This window comes from Pelagicoccus albus (assembly GCF_014230145.1).
Classification (GTDB): Bacteria; Verrucomicrobiota; Verrucomicrobiia; order Opitutales; family Opitutaceae; genus Pelagicoccus; species Pelagicoccus albus.
In genome coordinates, this window is sequence record NZ_JACHVC010000005.1 from 290,366 (window position 1) to 310,277 (window position 19,912).

General features: G+C 49.8%; 12 protein-coding genes. 9 read left to right on the forward strand and 3 right to left on the reverse strand.

Translation table 11 applies throughout. From position 1 onward, the window contains the following. Positions 1 to 99: 99 nt before the first annotated feature. A complete protein-coding gene (locus H5P27_RS03160; protein ID WP_185658916.1) occupies positions 100 to 1,668 on the reverse strand; it encodes an alpha-N-arabinofuranosidase in 1,569 nt (522 codons plus the stop codon). A gap of 687 nt (positions 1,669 to 2,355) precedes the next feature. Here H5P27_RS03160 and H5P27_RS03165 point away from each other — a divergent pair. The 8 genes from H5P27_RS03165 (at position 2,356) to H5P27_RS03200 (ending at position 16,823) form a co-directional block, all read left to right on the forward strand. Next, entirely contained in the window at positions 2,356 to 4,539 is a 2,184-nt protein-coding gene (locus H5P27_RS03165; protein ID WP_185658917.1) for a TonB-dependent receptor, read from the forward strand. 118 nt (positions 4,540 to 4,657) lie between these two features. Beyond that, on the forward strand, positions 4,658 to 6,961 hold the full coding sequence (locus H5P27_RS03170) for a glycoside hydrolase family 3 C-terminal domain-containing protein (protein ID WP_221774588.1): 2,304 nt from the start codon (positions 4,658 to 4,660) through the stop codon (positions 6,959 to 6,961). Between the two features lie 35 nt (positions 6,962 to 6,996). Further along, complete coding sequence (locus tag H5P27_RS03175; protein WP_185658918.1) at positions 6,997 to 9,390, forward strand: alpha-L-rhamnosidase-related protein; 2,394 nt, start codon at positions 6,997 to 6,999, stop codon at positions 9,388 to 9,390. Positions 9,391 to 9,407: 17 nt separating this feature from the next. Beyond that, positions 9,408 to 10,757 (forward strand): MFS transporter, encoded by a 1,350-nt coding sequence (locus tag H5P27_RS03180; protein WP_185658919.1) that lies wholly within the window; start codon positions 9,408 to 9,410, stop codon positions 10,755 to 10,757. A 2-nt stretch (positions 10,758 to 10,759) separates the two neighbouring features. Continuing rightward, positions 10,760 to 12,430, forward strand: a complete 1,671-nt coding sequence (locus H5P27_RS03185) for a glycoside hydrolase family 3 protein (RefSeq protein WP_281384129.1) — start codon at positions 10,760 to 10,762, stop codon at positions 12,428 to 12,430. Between the two features lie 11 nt (positions 12,431 to 12,441). Further along, a complete protein-coding gene (locus H5P27_RS03190; protein ID WP_185658921.1) occupies positions 12,442 to 13,803 on the forward strand; it encodes a glycoside hydrolase family 30 protein in 1,362 nt (453 codons plus the stop codon). A 57-nt stretch (positions 13,804 to 13,860) separates the two neighbouring features. Then, the gene (locus H5P27_RS03195) at positions 13,861 to 15,912 is read left to right on the forward strand and encodes a beta-galactosidase (protein ID WP_185658922.1); all 2,052 of its coding nucleotides are present in this window, start codon (positions 13,861 to 13,863) and stop codon (positions 15,910 to 15,912) included. Next, positions 15,909 to 16,823 carry a nucleoside hydrolase gene (locus tag H5P27_RS03200; RefSeq protein ID WP_221774589.1) on the forward strand — a complete coding sequence of 305 codons (915 nt, stop codon included), beginning with the start codon at positions 15,909 to 15,911 and terminating at the stop codon, positions 16,821 to 16,823. The genes H5P27_RS03195 and H5P27_RS03200 overlap by 4 nt, the downstream gene beginning before the upstream one ends. A 26-nt stretch (positions 16,824 to 16,849) precedes the next feature. On the opposite strand, the gene H5P27_RS03205 is transcribed toward H5P27_RS03200, so the two are convergent. Continuing rightward, positions 16,850 to 17,755, reverse strand: coding sequence for a c-type cytochrome domain-containing protein (locus H5P27_RS03205; RefSeq protein ID WP_185658923.1), 906 nt, complete (start codon positions 17,753 to 17,755; stop codon positions 16,850 to 16,852). 222 nt (positions 17,756 to 17,977) lie between these two features. Here H5P27_RS03205 and H5P27_RS20180 point away from each other — a divergent pair, with 222 nt between their 5' ends. Then, positions 17,978 to 18,349 carry a VanZ family protein gene (locus H5P27_RS20180; protein ID WP_425511337.1) on the forward strand — a complete coding sequence of 124 codons (372 nt, stop codon included), beginning with the start codon at positions 17,978 to 17,980 and terminating at the stop codon, positions 18,347 to 18,349. Here H5P27_RS20180 and H5P27_RS03215 read toward each other — a convergent pair. Beyond that, positions 18,263 to 19,822: an ATP-binding response regulator gene (locus H5P27_RS03215; protein WP_185658925.1), complete on the reverse strand. Its 1,560-nt coding sequence runs from the start codon at positions 19,820 to 19,822 to the stop codon at positions 18,263 to 18,265. The genes H5P27_RS20180 and H5P27_RS03215 overlap by 87 nt on opposite strands. Positions 19,823 to 19,912 lie beyond the last annotated feature (90 nt).

Sequence of the window (19,912 nt, forward strand, 5' to 3'; positions counted from 1 at the left end):
TCCCTGCCGGAATAGGTTGAGTTGAATTTGAATATGTCGCAAGCGATGGACAACCTTTTGGCCGGCTCGAGGGCTCTGTTCTTCGCGTAGGTGAATGGCTTAGGGTGATATGCGATACCGCAAGACACTGACTGAAGCTGGGGGCGCTAGGAAAAGCCAGGCGTTGTTTGCACTGCGACTAGGCCTGGAGCAATCGCGTGGGCTGACTCTATCCGGGTGCTTTGCATCGTTGAAATGCCATGGCTGATCTGATGCGAGCTGCTTGCATTCTTCCCAATTTCCTTTCGTGTCGATTACGAGGGAAACTTCGTTTGGCTGGCTCATGCTCGCGTTGACTATGTTTATCGTTACTACACCATCTTTGAGGGATGCGAAGCTGTGTACGGCCTTGAGAGTGCTGGTTCGTTCGAATAGGGTAGTGGAACGGCAAGAGGTTTCCAGTTTCTGAGCGCCTCGGTGCGCTTTATAAAGTTGGAAGAGATGGTAGGTGGGGGTGAGGATTGTGTGTGGACCGTCCGTTATTGCTAGGGCTCCCAATACGTTAACCGATTGGGCGAGGCAGGCCATCTTGACCTTGTCGCAATGGCGGTGGAAAATATCCAGGGTCAGGGCGTAGCAAACCATGTCTCTGACTGTGTTCTGTTGCCAGAGCGCGGTTTTGCTGGTGTCGAAAGGATGCCAGTTACCCCATTCGCCTACGATAAGGTCGACATTGGGCTGATAAGCGAAGGGATCGTTTCCCGCTTGGGGAAGATGCTTCTCAATGAGGGCGTGTTGCTCTTCAATGACTTCTTCCAGCTCCAAGGCTCCGTCGAGAAGATAATTCCATTGGTCTTCGTTGAAATCTGTAATCGTACCCGCTTCTCCTTGGAGGTTCCAATTGTAGAAGTGCAGGTCGTAACCGTGGATGGGCGGCGCTCTAAATTCGCCAAGAGCATCGAAAAAACGTCTCGTCCACTCGACCCGTTCCTGTGGCTTGTTTCCGTCGGGGCCTACGGCTACTAGCTTTATAGGGAGGGTCTCCGGGAAGAGCTGATTTTGTGCGGGCTCTATCGGAAAACGTGGAAATGCGGATGCATAACGGCGGTAAGTATCTGCGTATCCTTCTGCTGTAAACGTCCCGCCACCGGCCCACGCTTCGTTTCCAATGCCCCAGTAGGTAACGTTGAAAGGAGTGCTCGAACCGTTCGTTGCGCGTTCTTTCGCTAAGTATGTATCCGAAGGTCGGTTACAATATTCCGCCCATGATACCATTTCCTCGACAGAACCGGATAGTAGATTGGTGTTGATCCATGGCTCGGCATTTATGCGGCGGCAAAAATCTATGAACTCATGTGTTCCGAATTCGTTATTCTCTGGTTGGTTGGTGCCAAAGGTTGCGTTGTAGGTCGTCGGTCTTCGATTAGGATCGCCTATCCCATCGCGCCAGTGATACGTGTCGGCAAAACATCCACCAGGCCAACGGAGTACGGGAGGCTCGAGGTCGGAAAAAGCGTTTAGTAGTGCGGTTCTTAGGCCCTCTTTATTGTCGATTTCGGAATCACTCCCTACCCAAATGCCACCCTGTATGCAACCCCCCAAGTGTTCAATGAATTGGCCGTGTAGCTCTGGTGAAACGATTTGGCTGGTTGCTGTGGTTTCTATCTTTATTCGGCTCTTATACGGCATTTGGAGTATTGCTTAAATTGTATTCGCGATTTGGACACGGCTTACGACCTGGTTTGACCCAGGGTATCCGTTTCTACGGCGCGATTGGGGTTAGGCTAAGTCTCTAAAAATAGAGGATATGGTGGGTGTATACGTAGCCTAAGGGGAGCAGCTACACTGCGATCGAAGGGGCGATGAGCTATCGCACCCTAAGTCTGACGAGTGGAGGCGCAGGACTGAAAGTCAATCTAATTGGATGAGGTTTCGAGTAACTGATTTTATAAATTTTGCTGATTTGGTCAATAAGTGAAGCTTGGTTCAAATAGGGGGTAGAGGAAGAATCAGATAGTTGGTAGTATGCGTCACATCACCAGGATTCAGGGTGGTTCCGAAACTTGGCAGGTTCTTGAACAAACTGAAACATTCAGCAAGGCAGCGACTTAGGGGGTATGTTGTCGAGGTTGTCGTTTCGGTTTTAGTAGGGGGCCTGCCAGCTTCGATGAGCCTCCAAGCTTTCTGTTTGTGCCCCAAATCAAACCCTAAATATCCACCCCAATCGTTTTTGCTGCTTTTATCAGGTTCCCTCGTTGCCTTGGTGAACTGTGCATTTGTTGGCAGTCGGCGTGTCTGACGTTTTCGATGCGGTGTGGATGGCAACCCAGACTAAATCGATATAGGCGACTGAACTCTGTCGCTGGCAGACAACAAATGAAAAGAAATTACCCCAATAGAATAGTGGCTTTTGGATGCTCTGTTGCGAGCTTGTTCGCAGGTATCCAACTATTGAATGCGCAAGATTTCCAAGAAGACGAGCTTGAGGGAGAAATATTCACGCTAGATGCTGTGATGGTTTCAGCAGAGAAAACTGTCGAGAAACCTGTGCAAAAAACTCCAATCGCCATAAGCGTGGTCGGCACGAAGGAGCTGCAGGTGAATGGTATCACTGATGCGGTCAGCTTAGGTAATTATGTGCCTAATATCCACATTGCCCGCAGCACGAGTGCTGTGGAAATTGCTATTCGTGGTATCAGTAGCACAAATAATTCGGAGGTCGGTGATCCTGCTGCTGGCTTCACGATCGATGGTATAGGCTACGCCCGTCCAGAATCTGCCTCTGCGGCCTTCTATGATGTGCAGCGGGTGGAAGTCTTGCGAGGTCCGCAAGGTACACTCTATGGAAGGAACACAATAGCGGGTAGCTTAAATGTAATCACAAACAAACCCAAGGATATCGCGGAAGGCGCGATCAACATCGGATACGGAAACTACAACAGCTTCAGTTTCGATGGAATGGTCAATATCCCACTAAATGATGCTTGGGCGATGCGCTCCGCATTTTTTGCCCAATCCAATGACGGCTATTACAGTGGTCGGAACGAAGCGGGTGGAGTGTTGAAGGATATCGGCTGGTCTGATAAGAAAGCGGCGCGTTTGCATTTGCAATACGAGCCAAACGACGACTTCTCCGCGCTATTTACCGTGCATGGGGCAAAGGTTGCAGGTACCTGGAATCCATTTGTCATGCGTGATGTGGATACAGGTGAACCGGTTCTGCCACTGGAGGGGGTGAACTACACCAATGAACAGGGAGAGACACATTTCACTTTGAGTACTGAGATAAGTAAACGAATGGGAGATGTGAATATGAGCTATCTGGGGGCTTATAACAAGCTGGCTTTCGACACTATCATCGCAGCACCATTGTCTCCACTTCCTAACCCATTTGTTGTATCCGGACCTAATTGGAATCGACAAACACTAACCAGCCATGAGCTGAGATTTTCTTCTGCGAATCCTAATCGTTTGGAATGGGTAGGGGGGCTTTATCTCTTTGAGGAAAATAACGATGTAACTTTGTTGCTTCCGAGCTGGGGCTTGGCGTTTGCCCAACCCGAGATGTTGAGCAAATCGAAAGCTGCTTTTGGTCAGGCAACCTTTGAGCTAAGCGAACAGTTTCGGGTAGTTGCAGGACTACGTGTGACCAACGATCACAAAGCACGTACTGGTGGTCAGTATTTGATAGCCGAAGATGGCAGTTTGGGAACTCAGCTCTCTGCTAACGAGGCAGATCGAGAGTGGGACTCGTTTGACTACAAGATAGGGCTTGAATATGATGTCAGCGAGGATTCTATGTTTTATGCAACGCTTTCGACCGGCTTCAAAGCTGGGGGGTTCTACGATGGTACGGGGGATGTCTATTACGAGCCCGAAGAAATCGAAGCGAGAGAGATTGGTTTCAAAAACCGTTTCTTCGAAAATCGTTTCCAGTGTAACGTATCCATATTTGATTACGATTACACAAATTTTCAGGTAACAAATGTGGAGCAAAACGCTGTAACAGGCGAGCTGGGAACCGTAACTCGAAATGCAGAAAAGATTCCGGTCCGTGGCGTTGAGCTTGAAACAACATACCAAATTAATCGAAACGACCGTCTTACGTTCAACGCGACTTATCTAGACGCCAAGTTTGATGTTTTTTCGCTTGGAGCGACTGACCTAAGCGGTACCTATATCGAACGCGATTTAGCAGGAAATCACTTAGCGAAAGCCTCTGATTGGACTTTCCAGGCCTCTTATTCCAAGTTATTCGAATTGGAGAACAATGGGACGATAACGCTGAGGCTGAATTCGCGCTACAACAGCGGATACTACCTGTCCTATGATAACTTTCCGCTCGCACCAAATCCAGTCGATACTTGGCAGCCTGCGTTCACGAGCACTGACATAGTTGCAACCTATGATTCACCAGATCGTCGTCACTACTATTCGATCTACGTGAAAAACCTAGAGGACGACATTGTGATGTCCTCAAGCGGCGGCAATGCGAACGGCATTATGGCTGTGTTGTCACCACCTCTTACTTACGGTTTCAAGGTAGGCGCTCGCTTCTAAAAGCCTGCGATTGGTCATAGGAAATCTAGGTTCGTAAACGATCCAAATTTGGATGGGGCATTGTAGACGTCTTGTCGCGTGCATGTGCCCCGTCCGCTTGTAATTTTTTGTTGATGCTATGAAGAAGCCTAAGGATTTTAGGAAAAAGGCGGCAGCGTTGGTTGCTCAGATGACCCTGGAAGAAAAAGGGTCGCTCACTTCTGGTAAGGGATTTTGGGATACAAAGGAAATCGAACGCTTAGGCGTACCATCCATAACGATGACCGATGGCCCTCATGGGCTAAGGAAAAGTGATGATATGGATGTTACCCGTAGCTCGCCCGCAACTTGTTTCCCAACAGCTTCGTGCCTTGCCTCGTCGTGGAATCAGGAGCTGGCTAGAGAGGTAGGTGTTGCCTTAGGAAAAGAGTGTCAAGCTGCCGATGTACAGATATTGTTGGGCCCGGGAGTAAACATGAAGCGTTCGCCTCTGGGTGGCAGAAACTTCGAGTATTTCTCGGAAGACCCTGTTTTGTCTGGAAAGTTGGCCGCCTCGTTTATCGATGGGGTGCAAAGCGAGGGTGTGGGTACTTCCTTGAAGCACTTTGCCGCCAATAACCAAGAGTTCGAGCGCATGAGCAATGACTCGATTGTAGACGATCAAACTCTACGTGAGTATTACCTTCCGGCATTTGAGATCGCAGTCGCTGAGTCTCAACCCTGGACTGTTATGTGTGCCTATAACTTGGTCAACGGTGTGTATGCGGCAGAAAACGAGGCTCTACTCAACGGAATATTGAAGAAGGAGTGGGGGTTCGAAGGATTCGTGGTTTCTGATTGGGGAGCAGTTAACGAACGTCCAGAGGGAGTTCACGCAGGGCTGCATCTTGAAATGCCTTATTCTCAAGGAGTGACGGACCGAGAGGTCGTATCTGCGGTCCAAAGTGGCGCTTTAGAGGAGGCAAGACTCGATGAGGTGTTAGTGGATGCTCTATCTGTCATACTTTGCGGATACGACTCAAGGAAGCCTGAAACAAATGTGGACTTTGATGCCCATCACCAGCTAGCCCGCAGAGCCGCTGCAGAAGGGGCTGTGTTGCTAAAAAATGATGCGATATTGCCTCTCAAGCAGGAATTGAGGGTTGCGGTGATTGGTGATTTTGCACGCAGCCCGCGGTATCAGGGGGCGGGCAGTTCTTTGGTTAATCCAACTAGAGTCACCAATGCCTTTGATTCGCTGAAAAATGGTGCTCCTGGTAGTCTGGAATTTGTATTTGCTAGTGGATACGATGCCAAAGGTAACACAAGCCCTGCGATGCTGGAAGAGGCTTCTAAGTTGGCGAAGTCTTGTGACCTCGCAATCGTATTCGTAGGGTTGCCGAACGATTATGAGTCGGAGGGATTTGACAGAAGCCATATGGATTTGCCTGAGGGGCACAACGCTCTTGTAGCGGCCGTGGCCGACGCCCAAAGTAAACTCGGAGTGGTTCTTATGAATGGATCGTCAGTATCGATGCCATGGATATCGGATGTTTCATTTCTTTTGGAGTCCTGGCTCGGCGGCCAGGCTGGTGGCGAGGCTATCGCGGATATTTTGTTAGGAAAAGTGAATCCGAGTGGAAAGTTGTCCGAAACGCTTCCGGTCCGACTTGAGGACACCTCCTCTTATATCAATTTTCCCGGACGTGGGGGCAAGTCTTTCTACGGAGAGCGGATGTTCGTAGGGTATCGTCATTTCGATACTGTAAACGCTGCTCCGCTTTATCCATTCGGATTCGGATTAAGCTACACAAATTTCGAATATAGGGGCATAGAAATATCGAAACCTACTATCGCGGATGGGGAAACGGTCGAAGTGGTGGCTAAAGTCGCCAATGTAGGAGAAGTAGTTGGATCGGAAATTGTGCAGCTTTATGTCTCTGACTTGGCGAATGAGAAGCGTCGGCCGGTCAAGGAGCTCAAGGGCTTCGCGAAGGTCCGAATCGAGCCCGGCAAAGTCGAGTCCGTACGTTTCGTTCTGAGAAGGCGGGATTTCGCTAGCTGGGATACGCGATGCAACTCTTGGGTTGTCATGCCCGGCAACTACAAGTTGTTGGTAGGAGGGAGTTCCAACTGTTTGCCTCTGTCGGGGGATATCGTTGCCATGGAGTCTCCGCGTAGCCGATTGAAACTGAGTAGAAACTCTATGTTGAAGGAGTTCGCCAAGCATGCAGGCGGCACTGAAGTCTATCTCGAAATGTTGGACCTGTGTCTAAAATCCTTTGGCCTCGAGCAAAAGGAGGAAGTGACGGATTCTTTGGCAGGAGAAGAGCCCCGCCATAGTATCGATTTTTTCATGGCTATGTTAAACGATATGCCGCTTCGGAAAATGATAGGGCTCTCTGGGGGGCGCATAGATGAGGCTCAGATTGAACGCTGGGTGTCGGTTGCGAATCAAGATTAGGCTGTTATCTATAGCGAATGGAAGACGCACTTACAATGCAACTACCTGAGCTTCGAGAGTGGCCAGCCTGTTGGATATGGCCGAGCTATCCTGGTGGAGATCTGTTGGACAGTTGGGCCCAATTTCGGAAGGTTTTTGTCCTAAACGATCTACCGAAAAGCTTAAAGGTACGAGTTACTGCCGACCAGTACTATCGTCTGTACGTAAATGGGCAGCGCGTTTTAGACGGCCCGGCCCGCGGCTTCCAGGAAGATTGGTTCTATGACGAGGTTGAAATAGCACAGTATTTAAAGAGTGGAAACAATGTCATAGGCGCAGTCGCCCGCAACCCAGGCATTGGTCATCACTCCTACATTCATGAAGGGTTCGCCGGTTTTTTCTTATGGGGCACTTGGGAAGTCGGCGAGCTCTTCACTGACTCTAGTTGGCAGATGCGGCATAGTCCCGTGTATTTGCGGAACCAGACGCGAACGAGCATTCAAACCGGTTGGCAGGAGTTTTACGATGCGACCGCGGAAGATGGAGATTGGCTGTCTGAAGATTATGACGCTTCTCACTGGCCGAAACCTTCATTCCACTCAGCCCGACCTGCAGGTTCTCCGCCATGGCATCGTCTGTCTAAGCGCGATATCCCTCTTTTGAGAGAAGCTGTGATCTTGCCTCGCCGCTTAGTGGCAAGCGGGGAGCTTGCCGTGAACCCTTGTCGGACGAAGTCCTCGAATGTTGTACTGGACCTTCTCGAATCGAAAGTTGCGTGGCGACCATGTGAGTTCGACCTTGCGGAATGGATCCCTTTGCCCGAAGGGAAAGAAGATGCCTTCTACCTGCTAGATCTCGAGCGGGAAGTTTTTGCGACGACATTGCTTGAATTTGAAGGTATTGCAGAAGGAGCACACTTCGATGTTTGTGTCACCGAAGGTCTTGATGGTACAGATCCCATGTTTTTTCCTGAGGAAGGATGTCAGGTCCAATTTGGTTTCCGTTACACTTGCTCCGGTGGTAATGGGAGGCACGAGAGTTTTCAGCCTTGGGGGTATCGTTACCTTGTTGTTGCGGTACGAGGCTTGGCAGGAAGTGGAGGACGTTTTAAAGTCGCGTGTCGACATCGTGAATACCCCTTAAGTATCCGAGGAAGTTACAAGTCGAGTAATGAACGGCTTAACGAAATACATGCCATGTGCGTTCACACGCAACTTTTGTGTATGAGCGATACGTTTGTGGACTGCCCGGGGCGTGAGCAGGCGATGTGGTGGGGAGATGCCCATTGTCATTTTGATAACTCCAAGATACTGGGGGCAGACGACCGCATCTTTGAGAGGGGAATTCGCTTGATCGGCAGGCAGACCACGCCCAATGGTCTTACTTACTCGCATGCACCCACAAAGGCTCACGAATGCGTTTTGCCAGACTTCACCCTGGCTTGGATACAGACTCTGCATCAACATTGGTGGTTTAGTGGAAGTGCTACACTTTTTCGTGAGCAACGAGAGGTCGCTTTAGCTGCCCTAGAGTACTTTCATTCGGAACTGAACAAAGACGGACTATTGCCTTGGGACAGGCGCTACTGGCTGTTTCTTGACTGGGCGGAAGTTTATCGGGAAGGTGTTCCTTCTCTGTACTGTATACAGTATTACATGACACTGTGTAGTGTGGTCGATCTGATGAAAGAGGTCGATGACTCTCAGTTAGAGATTTACATACAACGTCGAGACGATCTGAAGAACTCGATTTTAGAAACGTTTTGGGACAAAGAGAGAGAGGTTCCTTATGACGGTATTACCCACAACGGCGAAGCCGTCGCGTCTTGTTCCTTACATGTACGTGTATTTTGTATCTTGGCTGACCTCTGGCCAGAGTATCACGGGAAGTGGCTGAATGAGGACCTTGTACCTTTTGTCCTAGGCCCTAGGCCCAAAGGAGATGCAATTTACGCAGAAACCGACCACGCGGCGAACCCAGATCGCTCTGCTCCGACTCCATATTTTATGCAGTTTGTGTTCAAAGCTCTGGAAAAACTAGGGCGAACCGGACTGGTACTGGACTGTATCGAACGCTGGTGGGGAGATATGATAGACAGAGGGCTTGTGGCGACAGAAGAGGCTTGGGATGCAGTTGCTGGGCTAGGGAGCTTATGTCATGCTTGGACAGCACATCCTATTCAGTTTTTAGCCAGTTCTTCACTCGGTATTCGGCAGACAGCTCCAGGTTGGACAGGGATCACGTTTTCTCCGAATCCCCATTGTGAGAAGGTTAAGGGAAAAGTGGATACGCCTTTGGGAGAAATCTCAGTGAATTGGGACTACAGAGGCGGCAGCCTACAACTGGCTCTCGAACTACCGGAAGGGTGCAAGGGGAGCATCGCATTTAATGGATACAAAGAGAATGGAATTACAGGAAGCTGGAGTGGCGTGCTGCCAGTTCGATCATAGATCACCTTTTTTAGATTATGAAACTAGCATTTAGGGAAAAACTAGCGTTTGGAGCGGGAGATACGGCCAGCAATTTGGTCTTTATGACGATGCTCAATTTCCTGCCCTACTTCTATACGGATATCTTCGGTATATCGGCAGCGGCTGTTGGGACCTTGCTTTTGTTTGTTCGGGTGGGCGATGCCTTCATCGATGTGTCGGTGGGAGTCATCGCAGACCGGACGCATACTCGCTGGGGAAAGTTTAGGCCTTGGTTGCTGTGGTTCGCCGTGCCTTTCGGTGTGGCTGCGGTGCTTACGTTTACGACTCCTGATTGGACAGAGAATTCGAAAATCGTTTATGCCTGGGTGACATATTCGATCCTGATGGTGGCGTATTCGGCGATCAATGTACCCTATGGAGCCTTGTCAGCGGTGATGACGACCGATCTGCACGAGCGAACTTCTCTATCAGGGGTTCGCATGGTTTTTGCTCAGATAGGTGGTCTGATAGTTGCGGGTGGCACTTTGCCACTAATCGCCTACTTCAGCGGTGATAGTGGGGATCGCGCTCACGGCTACCAAATGACTATGATTTTGTTCGGCTCAATCGCCACGGCTCTTTTCTTGATTACATTTTTTGGAACACGCGAGAGGATTGAGGTGCCTGCTGACCAAGAGAATAACCTGAAAGCAGACCTCCTGATGCTTATCAAGAATAGGCCTTGGGTGGTTATCTCTGTCTCAGGCGCTATCTTGTTTATCTTTTTCTCGGTTCGAATGGCGGTCGTCATGTATTATTTCAACTATTACGTAGGTGACGAGTCGCAGGCTACGCTGTTTTTCACTCTTGCAAGCATCGCAGCGATACCCGGCGCGCTTCTCTCGGCTCCAATCTCCAAGCGTATCGGAAAAAAACGTACGTTCCAGCTCGGGGCAGCGTTTGGAGTCTTGTCTCTTGCAGCCTTCTATTTCGTACCAGCAGACAGCTTCTGGCTACTACATGGGCTAAATGCCTTTGCCTCGGTCTCCATTTATATCATGGCTCCTTTGATCTTCTCTATGTTAGGTGATTCGGCGGACTACGCTGATTGGAAGTTTAAACGTCGTTCTACGGGCATCATTTTCTCGGCCTCTGCATTGGTTGGCAAGGTCGGCATGGGGCTCGGGGGGGCTTTGACAGGGTTGCTGTTGACCTATTTCGGCTATGTCGCGGGTAGTGATCAGAGTGAAGAAACCGTACGTGGGATAGTAATAATGGCTAGCATTGTGCCTGCTGTTGGATACCTTATTATATTAGGATTTATGGAACTCTACAATCTCGACGAGGAGATGGCTGAGCAAATGCGAATGGAACTTGAGAGACGCCGGGAGAAGGCTACTAGTTAATGATGACTTTTTCATCGCTCAGGAGTCGCCCATTTAACCTTAGCCCTGATCAAGTCGATTGGGTTAAAGAACGTCTAAGGGGGCTCAGTTTGCGGGGAAAGCTTGCGCAACTCATGGTTCCACTCGTAACGGACCGCAGCGATTCCGTGTTGGAAAGCTTATGTGAGCTGGGAGTAGGGGGACTGTTTCGCCTCCCGGGCGGAAGTCTTGAAGCCCTCCGAAGCGAAGCTCTCTTGGTACAAGAGAAAAGCGATATCCCACTTCTGATGGCTGGAGATTTGGAGTTTAATGAGACCCACCAAATTGGTACGGATGTGGGGACAAATTATCCGAATCAGATGACAGTGGGAGCAACTGGGGATACTCTTCACGCGGAACGGATGGCACGAGTGGCGGCCAGGGAAGGATTGGCTGCCGGCTTTAATTGGTCGCTCACCCCTCTGGTCGATTTAAACCGAAACCAATTCAATGCTTTGGTCAATACTCGCGCATTTGGAGATGATGCAAATTGTGTGTCGAAGTTGGGTGTCGCGTATGTTCGAGCCATGCAAGCAGAAGGTATGATAGCCTGCGCTAAGCATTGGCCCGGTGATGGAATCGATGATAGGGATCAACACTTGGTTACTTCGGTTAACAGCCTGGACTTAAAAGATTGGAAGGATTCCTTTGGCCGTGTTTATCGATCGATGATACGAAATGGAGTGTTGAGTATCATGAGTGCCCACATTTCATTGCCTGCTTATCCAGGAGCTGGATACAAGCCCGCATCTTTATCGTATGAACTCAACGAGAAATTACTGAGAAAGGAGCTCAAGTTCAAAGGCCTTATTGTATCTGATGCCAGCGTGATGGCCGGTGTGTCTTCGCAAGGCAAAAGGGAAAATCTCGTTCCGACCATGGTCAAAAATGGGTGCGATGTCGTCTTGTTCCCCGAAGACGTCGAACTTGAAATCGATTATCTTAAACGTTCGGTGGATTCAGGCGACTTGTCGGAATCACGTATTGATGAATCTGTTACAAGGGTCCTAGCCTTAAAGGCTTCGATAGGTTTAGACAAAAAGGGTAGAGGTCTTGGGCGAACCCTAAGTAAGGCAAAGCGATCTGAAAATCAGCGTTGGTCAAAGAACTGTGCCCAAAAATCAGTAACGCTTTTAAAGGATTCGGAAAATCTATTGCCAATCAGCTCGAAGACTCATCGTCGAGTCCTCCTCATACAGCAAGACAAGCGCAGGAATACTCTCGGACCCTTGCCTACGCTGGGTGTTAAAGGGCTATTGGAAAAAGAAGGGTTCAGCGTTGAATTGTTCACATCAGTCAGTGAGCCTCATGCGGATTATTTTGATTTGATAATCTATGCAGTCGGAGAGGAAGGCTTTTATATGAGACAGACTATTCCGGTACCATGGCTGGAATTGCACAAAAATGTGTTCAGAATGATGGATCGTTTTTGGCACGAGGTGCCCAGTGTTTTTATCTCTTTTGGCAACCCTTACCACATACGCGAAGTTCCTACCTGCCCGGTTTACATAAACGCTTACTCGCCAGTAGCAAGTTGTCAGGAAGCAGCTGTGAAAGCTCTGGTTGGTAAGGTACCTTTTGCTGGAAAAAGTCCAGTCGACCTATCCCATTGCATTAATTCTGAAGAGGAGCTGAAGCCTTTCTTTCCTAGTTAACCCCGTGAGTAATGTTGATTGATTGGATAGAAACTGTATCGGGACTTCCGATGCGGATACGCAGTCACGTGTTGAGCGAAGGCTCGACATCGGAGGAGTGCTTGCGCGTAGACCGCAACTGCGAGCATCAGAAGATGCTTGGATTTGGAGGCTGTTTCAATGAGTTGGGTTGGAAGGCGATGGGGGTATTGCCTCAGCCGAAACGTGACGAAATAATGCTTGCTCTCTTCTCGGAAGAAGGAGCTGCATTCGAATACTGCAGGACTCCCATCGGAGCGAGCGACTTCGCTTTAGATTTTTATTCCCTGAATGAGTGTGAGGGAGACTATCGGATGGATCGATTTTCGATAGATCGAGATCGAGAAAAATTGATTCCTTACATAAAAGCAGCTCAGGCAGTGAATCCCAACTTGCGTATTTGGGCATCGCCTTGGTGCCCTCCCAGTTGGATGAAGACGAATGGCCATTATGCTTGTCGTTCTGGATTTGGAGGGATGGAAAGTGGATTGGATAAGGATGCTCAGCCAGCTATCGGGACTACGAGTTTTAGGATGCACAATGGAACGCTGGAAGCCTATGCATGTTACTTTGGCAAATACCTAGATGCTTATGAAAAGGAGGGAATCCAAGTATCCGCTGTTCACGTACAAAATGAACCAGTAGCGGCTCAGGTGTTTCCCAGCTGTATTTGGAGAGCAGAGGATTTGGCTCTTTTTATCGGAAACTATCTAGGTCCAGCTTTCTACCGAGATGGGCGGTCGACCGAGATTTGGTACGGTACTTTGAATGTGGCTGACCCTGCCTACGCCTTCGCATGTCTGGCGGATTCTAATTGCGCGGAGTATGTGAAAGGGATTGGTTTCCAGTGGGCTGGAAAAGAGGCGATTACCTCAGTGCATCAGATGTTGCCCACTTTACCGTTGATGCAGACCGAGACGGAATGCGGCGTCGGAAGTAACGACTGGGATGCTGCTGAGCATACTTGGGAATTGCTGAAGCGATACCTACTCAACGGTGTTTGTTCCTATCAGATGTGGAATATGGTACTCGATGAAACAGGTTTCAGCACATGGAAATGGAAGCAGAATGCGTTGATTACCGTTGATCAGCGAAGTGGTGAAATTCGATATAACCCAGAATTTTACCTGATTCAGCATCTTAGTCGATTTGTCAAATTAGGCGCTGTTCGAATCGCGAATCTACGAGAGGAAGACGACCTGATAGCGTTTAAAAACCCTGGAGGCGAGATCGTGCTTCTCGCGTGCAATACCTCGCAAGCCGAGCGTGAGCTCAAGGTTGCAGTCGATTCTGCCGGAGAACTACGAGCAACGCTCAAGCCCCATTCGTTCAACACCTTTATCTATCGGCAGTAAATATAGCTCGATTTTTTTTTAAGCCTCTGCCCTCAGGTACTCAAAACTAAATAATCAATGGAAGATCGTTCGAAACTCTCGCACTTGCGTCACACAAACCTGAATACGTTTTATTATGGTTCACCTTACTATCCGGAGCATTGGGATGAAGAGGTGCGAGTTAAGGACCCGGAGCTATTGGCCGCTGCCGGTTGGAATGTAATTCGCATGGCGGAGTTCGCTTGGGATCGTATTGAACCCAAGTACGGCGAGTTCGATTTCTCTCTGTTCGACGAGACAATCGAGCGTTTCGGAGAAGTTGGGATCAAAACGATTTTGTGCACTCCCACGGCGACACCCCCTATTTGGCTGACTGAAGCCCATCCTGAAATCCTTCGCGTGGACGACAAGGGTATTAAGATGGAGCACGGGTCGCGTCAGCATGCTAGCCATTTCAGCCCCGTGTTCCGCGAGCACAGCCGCCGGATCACAGCGGCGATGGCTAAGCACTACGCGGATAACCCTAATGTAGTAGGATGGCAGACAGACAACGAGTTTCACTGTCACTTTTCGGAAGATCACTCAGCTTCCGCTCAAAGGGCATGGCACGAATTTCTCTCGGAGAGGTTCGAGGGAGATATCCAGAAGCTGAACACTACCTGGGGAACCGCATTCTGGGCGCAGACCTACACTCGTTTCGAGCAAGTTCCGACACCGAAACGAATGCGACCTACTTATTCGAATCCTGCTCAAGAGCTAGATTATCGCCGTTTTTTAGATTGGGGAGTGACTCGTTTTCAGAAAGAGCAGGTCGATATTTTAAGAGAAGCCAACCCTCTTTGGTTCGTCACCCATAACGGCTGTTTCTACAATATCGACTTCCGAGGTCAGTTCACTAAGGACTTAGATTTTCTCGGGTTTGATATGTATCCTCATTTCTTTTACGATCCCGACGAACGTCCCGCGCGGGCGGCGTATTGGCTGGACATGGTGCGGTCGTTTTCGGGGAATTTTCTCGTTCTGGAACACCAGTCTGGTCCCGGAGGGCAAGGTGGTTATTTTCACGATAATCCGGAGCCGGGCGAGATGCGAAAGATGGCCTGGATGGCGATCGCCCATGGAGCGGATGGCATGCTTCTTTTCCGCGAGCGGTGTTGTCGTTTTGGAGCGGAGGAGTACTGGTGCGGAGTGCTTGACCATGATAATGTACCACGCCGCCGTTATCGTGAGGCTGCTATATTAGGTAAGGAGATCGCTGAGTTAGGTCCCCAATTATTGGGTACATCCGTTCATCAAAATATAGGGATAGCTTGCTGCGATTTCATAGCTGAGAATGGGCACGATGCTATGACTCTTGGTTTGCCGGATCCGCGGGATATGGGGAAACTTGTGCATCAAGCTTTTTACGAACGGGGATATGATGTCGGGGTAGTACATCCGGAGGATGACTTGAGTGGACTCGATGTCTTGCTTGTGGCCCATCTATCGTTGTTCGATCCTCTTTGGTGCGAGCGTTTGAGCACTTTTGTGGAAAAGGGAGGGACATTGGTTATCGGAGCTCGAACAGCATCTAAGGACAGGAACAATAATGTGGTACCGGATACCCTGCCGGGAGTGTTGCGAAGTCTGGCTGGCGTTACAGTTGAGGAGTATGGCCGGCAGAATATGCCAGAGAAGCGACCTTTAGAGTTATCTCTCGGGAATGAGTCTTGGGTCAGCGATCTTTGGTATGAAGCTTTATCACCAGATGAAGGAACAGATGTAGTGGGCACTTGGCAGAGTCGCCATTTGGCCGGGCAAGCAGCTGTTACCTGCAGGTCGGTAGGAAAAGGTAAGGTCTATTATGTTGGTACCTATTTTACTGATACGACTATGCCTCGTATCGTTAATTACCTCGCTGAGGTAGGTGATCTGCCAGATGTTTTGACCGATCCCAAAGGCGTCGAACGCATCAAGCGTTACAACGGTACGCAGGAGTTTTGCTTTTTGATTAATCATCGTGAAGAAGCGGTATCGGTGGAAGTTCCCAGTGGTGAAAGCTTGTTGGGTCATACTCTGGAAGAGAATACGATACTGTTAGGAGCCTACGATGTAGCAATTGTACGTATTAATGGAAGGGATACGAAATGAGTGGGCGAAGATTGGCTTTTGATATACCGGAATGGCGGAAAATTCGCGTCATTATCGATACTGACGCTAAAAACGAAGCGGATGATCAATTTGCTATTGTTCATGGACTTTTGACTCCTCGGTTCGATATCCTAGGCATTGTCGCTGCCCAGTTCGAGAACACTGGCTCCATGATGGAGCGTCGCGACACGATGAGGCAGAGCTACGATGAAATCGAAAAGCTGCTTAGCTTGACCGGATTTGCCAAGGAAGCTCCTGCAATCGAAGGAGCATTGAAGCCTTTGGAGAGTCTGAGGTCTGCTCCTGAATCACCTGGAGCGGATCTTATCGTGGAAGAAGCTATGAAAGAGGGGGAGAAACCGCTTTTTGCGGTTTTCATGGGGCCGTTGACGAATATGGCGATAGCGTTGCTCAGAGAACCTCGTGTCGCGGAACGGGTGACGGTGGTGTGGATTGGTGGCGAGGACTATCCGAATGGAGGCTGGGAGTATAACCTGTTCAACGACATACATGCGGCTAACGTAGTTTTTGCTTCTGGTGTCGAGCTCTGGCAAGTGCCTCGTGGGGTATATTCCACGATACGAATCAGTATCGCTGAGCTCATTCATAAGGTGCGGCCCTGTGGTAAGGTTGGTGCCTACCTTGTGGAGCAGTTATGCGATTTCAACAATAGCATGAAGTATCCGGAGTGGCCCAAGGGTGAGATGTGGTCGCTGGGAGACTCCCCGTGCATTAGTCTCCTACTAGATGAGCACGAGTATGGGTATAAAATGCTGCCGAGACCTCGCATCAGTTCCGACATGTACTACATCCACGAAAAGACGGACAGAAAGGTGCGAGTCTACCACTATGTTGACTCACGATTTACTCTGGAGGATATGTTCGCTAAACTTGCCTTACACTATCTTTAGGTTCAGCAAGTTGAGGATCGATGAGATCAGATATCGCGGGTGGCGAGGTAGACCTTGACGCGTTCTGGAGCGTCCTTACGGGCAAATTCCTGATCGGGTGATGCCCCGGATTCGATCCACCATTTGATTAAATCGATCTCGTAGCGACTCAGTTGAGGTTCGTCTTCGGGAGGCATCCGATCCTCGTCATCCTCGGGCAATTCCATGAGTTCCACGAGAAGGCTGTCGCTTACGTCTCCCGGCGTAACGCAGGGTCCGAAGTCTCCGCCCAACATAATGTAGTCGAAAGTGTCTAGGCGGAGTTTCCCTTTTTTCTTCTCTGCTCCGTGGCAGTCGATGCACTTTGCCTCGAGAATTGGGTGAACAAGATCCTGATATGGGTTGATGATATCGCCCAGCTCAGAGCTTTGCTCGGGAGTTGTTTTTGCTACCCAAGGAGCGTTTTGGAGAGGATCTCCATGGACCATCAGGCCTCCCGGATGGCTGGCGGCCAAAAGTGTACCTGCCATGGCTAGCATGGATACAGAGCGTAGGACTCGATCAACGATCAGAGTATTTAGAGCGAGGCTCAGCCAGGAAATCGCGGTGAAAAAGCTCGCTGCCCAAAGATGGTCGTGGAGCAGGGCTTCAGGATATCCGCCTTCCTCGCCGAGAACATAGCCAGTCGCGAACGAGAGGGAAGCGCTGAGAGAGATTGCGAGCCACAGTAGGTTTCGGGTACCAAGATCTGTCTTCTTGCCGGCTAAGCCTAATATTTCCAGGATAGCCGAAGCCGCAAATATTCCGATTGGCAGGTGTAGGACCACTGGGTGGAAGCTGGCCAAAAAGTCAAGCCAAGCGTTTTCAGGCAAATCACCTCCTTCGAAAGCGAAGGGGGCGAGGGCGGCAGCGAAGGCAAGTAGCGCGTAGAGAAAGGCTCGGTATCGGTTCATGAAAGTGCTTGGATCTGATAAGTCCTCGGGCAGTGGATGCTCGAAGCTTAGAAGGTACAGGAAGCGTTACCATTAGTTCCCCGGGAGCGAATCTAATCTCAAGGGGAGATTTGTGTTGGCTGACAGGGAAGGGCCGCTTTTTTGTCTCCGTCGATGAAAGCACTTTTAGGGCCAGACCTGCAATACAGCCGACTCAGGTTGAGTTGGCCCCCGCTTTCAGTCATGCTCACTCTCCTGATCAGTTCCCATTTTTCAGGACCGCCAGCGGGGCCAGATATTGAGGGCTTCGACAAAATTGCCCACTTTTTTGTCTTCGGCCTTCTGGGTACGCTCTTTTTTCGCCCCCTCCGGTTCGCTTTGAAAGATCACCGAAGATGGATTTTCGCCTTTTTAGGCGTGTTCAGCTACTCGCTATGCGACGAGTTCCTACAGTATTTCAATCCGGAGCGTAGCTTCGATCCTTACGATTGGATGGCGGATTGGAGCGGAGCCTTGCTCGCGATCGGATTATACCGCCAGCTTGCTTGGTACCGCTGGCTCTTGGAGCTGAGGCTCTGGGGTAGACGTAGCAGCGGCGAGAGGGAAGGTCACTGAGATGGTGGTACCCTTGTTTTGTTCGCTTTTCACCTTGATAATCCCATCTTGCTGATCGACCAGCTGTTTTACGATTACCATGCCAAGTCCGAAACTCTGTTCCCCAGAGGTTCCGAGCTGAGAGGTGTCCTTGCCGGGTTTGAATAGGAGAGGGATTTTCTCAGCGGGGATGCCGATACCATTATCGGTAACGGATACGGTAAGGGCTCGGTGGGCCGTGTCCTTGGTCATGGTGATTGTGACCTTGTCGTTTGGATGGCTGAACTTGATGGCGTTGGAAATTAGGTTGTTGAAGATTCGTTTCACCGCATTCTTGTCGCCGAGTATGATGCCATCTTTTTCATCCTCTGGGTTGATTTGGGTGACGAGCTCGATGTTTTTTGGCGAGGCGAGGTGAATCAAATTGGCTACGCAGGAATCGATTTTCCGCTTCATATTCACGGGAGCCATTTCCAGATTTGTGCTTTCCGCCTGTATTTTACTCAGATCCAACAGGTCCTCGATAATGGAAAACAGGAAGTCTGAAGACGACTTTATCAGGCCAAGGTATTCGCGGTTTTCTTCCGATAGAGTTTCGTCGAGAAGTAGCAACTGAGTGAGTCCGTCGATGCCAGAGAGGGGTGCTCGGAGGTCATGCGAACAGATGGACAGAAATTTCTCCTTCATCGAGTACGCCTCCTTGAATTCACTCACGTTGCTCCGAAGCTGGTCAGCTTGGATCTTGGATTCTAGGTGAACGGATGCCCGTGCTTGTACCTCGTCCAGGCAAAATGGTTTGGTAATAAAGTCGGATGCCCCTGAGCGGAACATCTTCAAGACTATGTCTTTTTCGGTAATGCTGGAAAGGAAGATGATGGGGAGTTCTCGGAAGCCCAGCTCGTTGCGGATTTTTCGGCAAAGCTCGTCGCCGTTGAGTTTGGGCATGATGTAGTCGGTGATGACTAGGTCTATGCTTTGCGAGTTCTCTTGGAAGACTTCCAAGGCTTTTTCGCCATCGGGAGCACCAAGTACCCGTAGGCCAATTGCTCTCAAACCAGTGATAATGAGCATTCGGATGGCACTGCTGTCTTCGACTACCAACACAGTTCGGCCTTTCAGCTTGTTTTGGGCTTTCATCGCCCGCTCGATGGAGAGGCTCAGTTCCCCGGGGAGGAAAGGTTTTGCGACGTAGTCGTTTCCACCTGCCTGATATCCCCGCTGGCGCGATTTAACGGTATCGTTCGCTGTGATGAAGATAATCGGCACTTGGGTGAGCGATGTGCCTTTTCCGGTCCGAATTTGGTGGCAAGTCTGGTAGCCGTCTATGCCTGGCATGTCGACATCCAAGGTCACTATATTAGGTCGGACAGTGTCGAGCTGGGCTATGGCAGACGCCCCGTCGCTGGCCTCAAAGACCTCGTAATGCTGGGATTCTAGTTCCCTACGGATTCTCTTTCGAATGGTAGCGCTGTCGTCGACTACAAGTACTTTCATTTTAGGAAGGATGGGAAAATGAGTTCTCGGGGCTTCTGTCTAAACATTGATCAAACGGAATTTGACGGGAGATCTGTAGGGAATCCGGCG

What these genes read in the sequence shown, in the direction of transcription:
- H5P27_RS03170 (WP_221774588.1), top strand. Translation starts at nt 4,658, where the DNA reads ATGAAGAAGCCTAAGGATTTTAGGAAAAAGGCGGCAGCGTTGGTTGCT.
- H5P27_RS03195 (WP_185658922.1), top strand. Translation starts at nt 13,861, where the DNA reads ATGGAAGATCGTTCGAAACTCTCGCACTTGCGTCACACAAACCTGAAT.
- H5P27_RS03175 (WP_185658918.1), top strand. Translation starts at nt 6,997, where the DNA reads ATGCAACTACCTGAGCTTCGAGAGTGGCCAGCCTGTTGGATATGGCCG.
- H5P27_RS03190 (WP_185658921.1), top strand. Translation starts at nt 12,442, where the DNA reads ATGTTGATTGATTGGATAGAAACTGTATCGGGACTTCCGATGCGGATA.
- H5P27_RS03205 (WP_185658923.1), bottom strand. Translation starts at nt 17,755, where the DNA reads ATGAACCGATACCGAGCCTTTCTCTACGCGCTACTTGCCTTCGCTGCC.
- H5P27_RS03165 (WP_185658917.1), top strand. Translation starts at nt 2,356, where the DNA reads ATGAAAAGAAATTACCCCAATAGAATAGTGGCTTTTGGATGCTCTGTT.
- H5P27_RS03200 (WP_221774589.1), top strand. Translation starts at nt 15,909, where the DNA reads ATGAGTGGGCGAAGATTGGCTTTTGATATACCGGAATGGCGGAAAATT.
- H5P27_RS03160 (WP_185658916.1), bottom strand. Translation starts at nt 1,668, where the DNA reads ATGCCGTATAAGAGCCGAATAAAGATAGAAACCACAGCAACCAGCCAA.
- H5P27_RS03185 (WP_281384129.1), top strand. Translation starts at nt 10,760, where the DNA reads ATGACTTTTTCATCGCTCAGGAGTCGCCCATTTAACCTTAGCCCTGAT.
- H5P27_RS03180 (WP_185658919.1), top strand. Translation starts at nt 9,408, where the DNA reads ATGAAACTAGCATTTAGGGAAAAACTAGCGTTTGGAGCGGGAGATACG.
- H5P27_RS03215 (WP_185658925.1), bottom strand. Translation starts at nt 19,822, where the DNA reads ATGAAAGTACTTGTAGTCGACGACAGCGCTACCATTCGAAAGAGAATC.
- H5P27_RS20180 (WP_425511337.1), top strand. Translation starts at nt 17,978, where the DNA reads ATGCTCACTCTCCTGATCAGTTCCCATTTTTCAGGACCGCCAGCGGGG.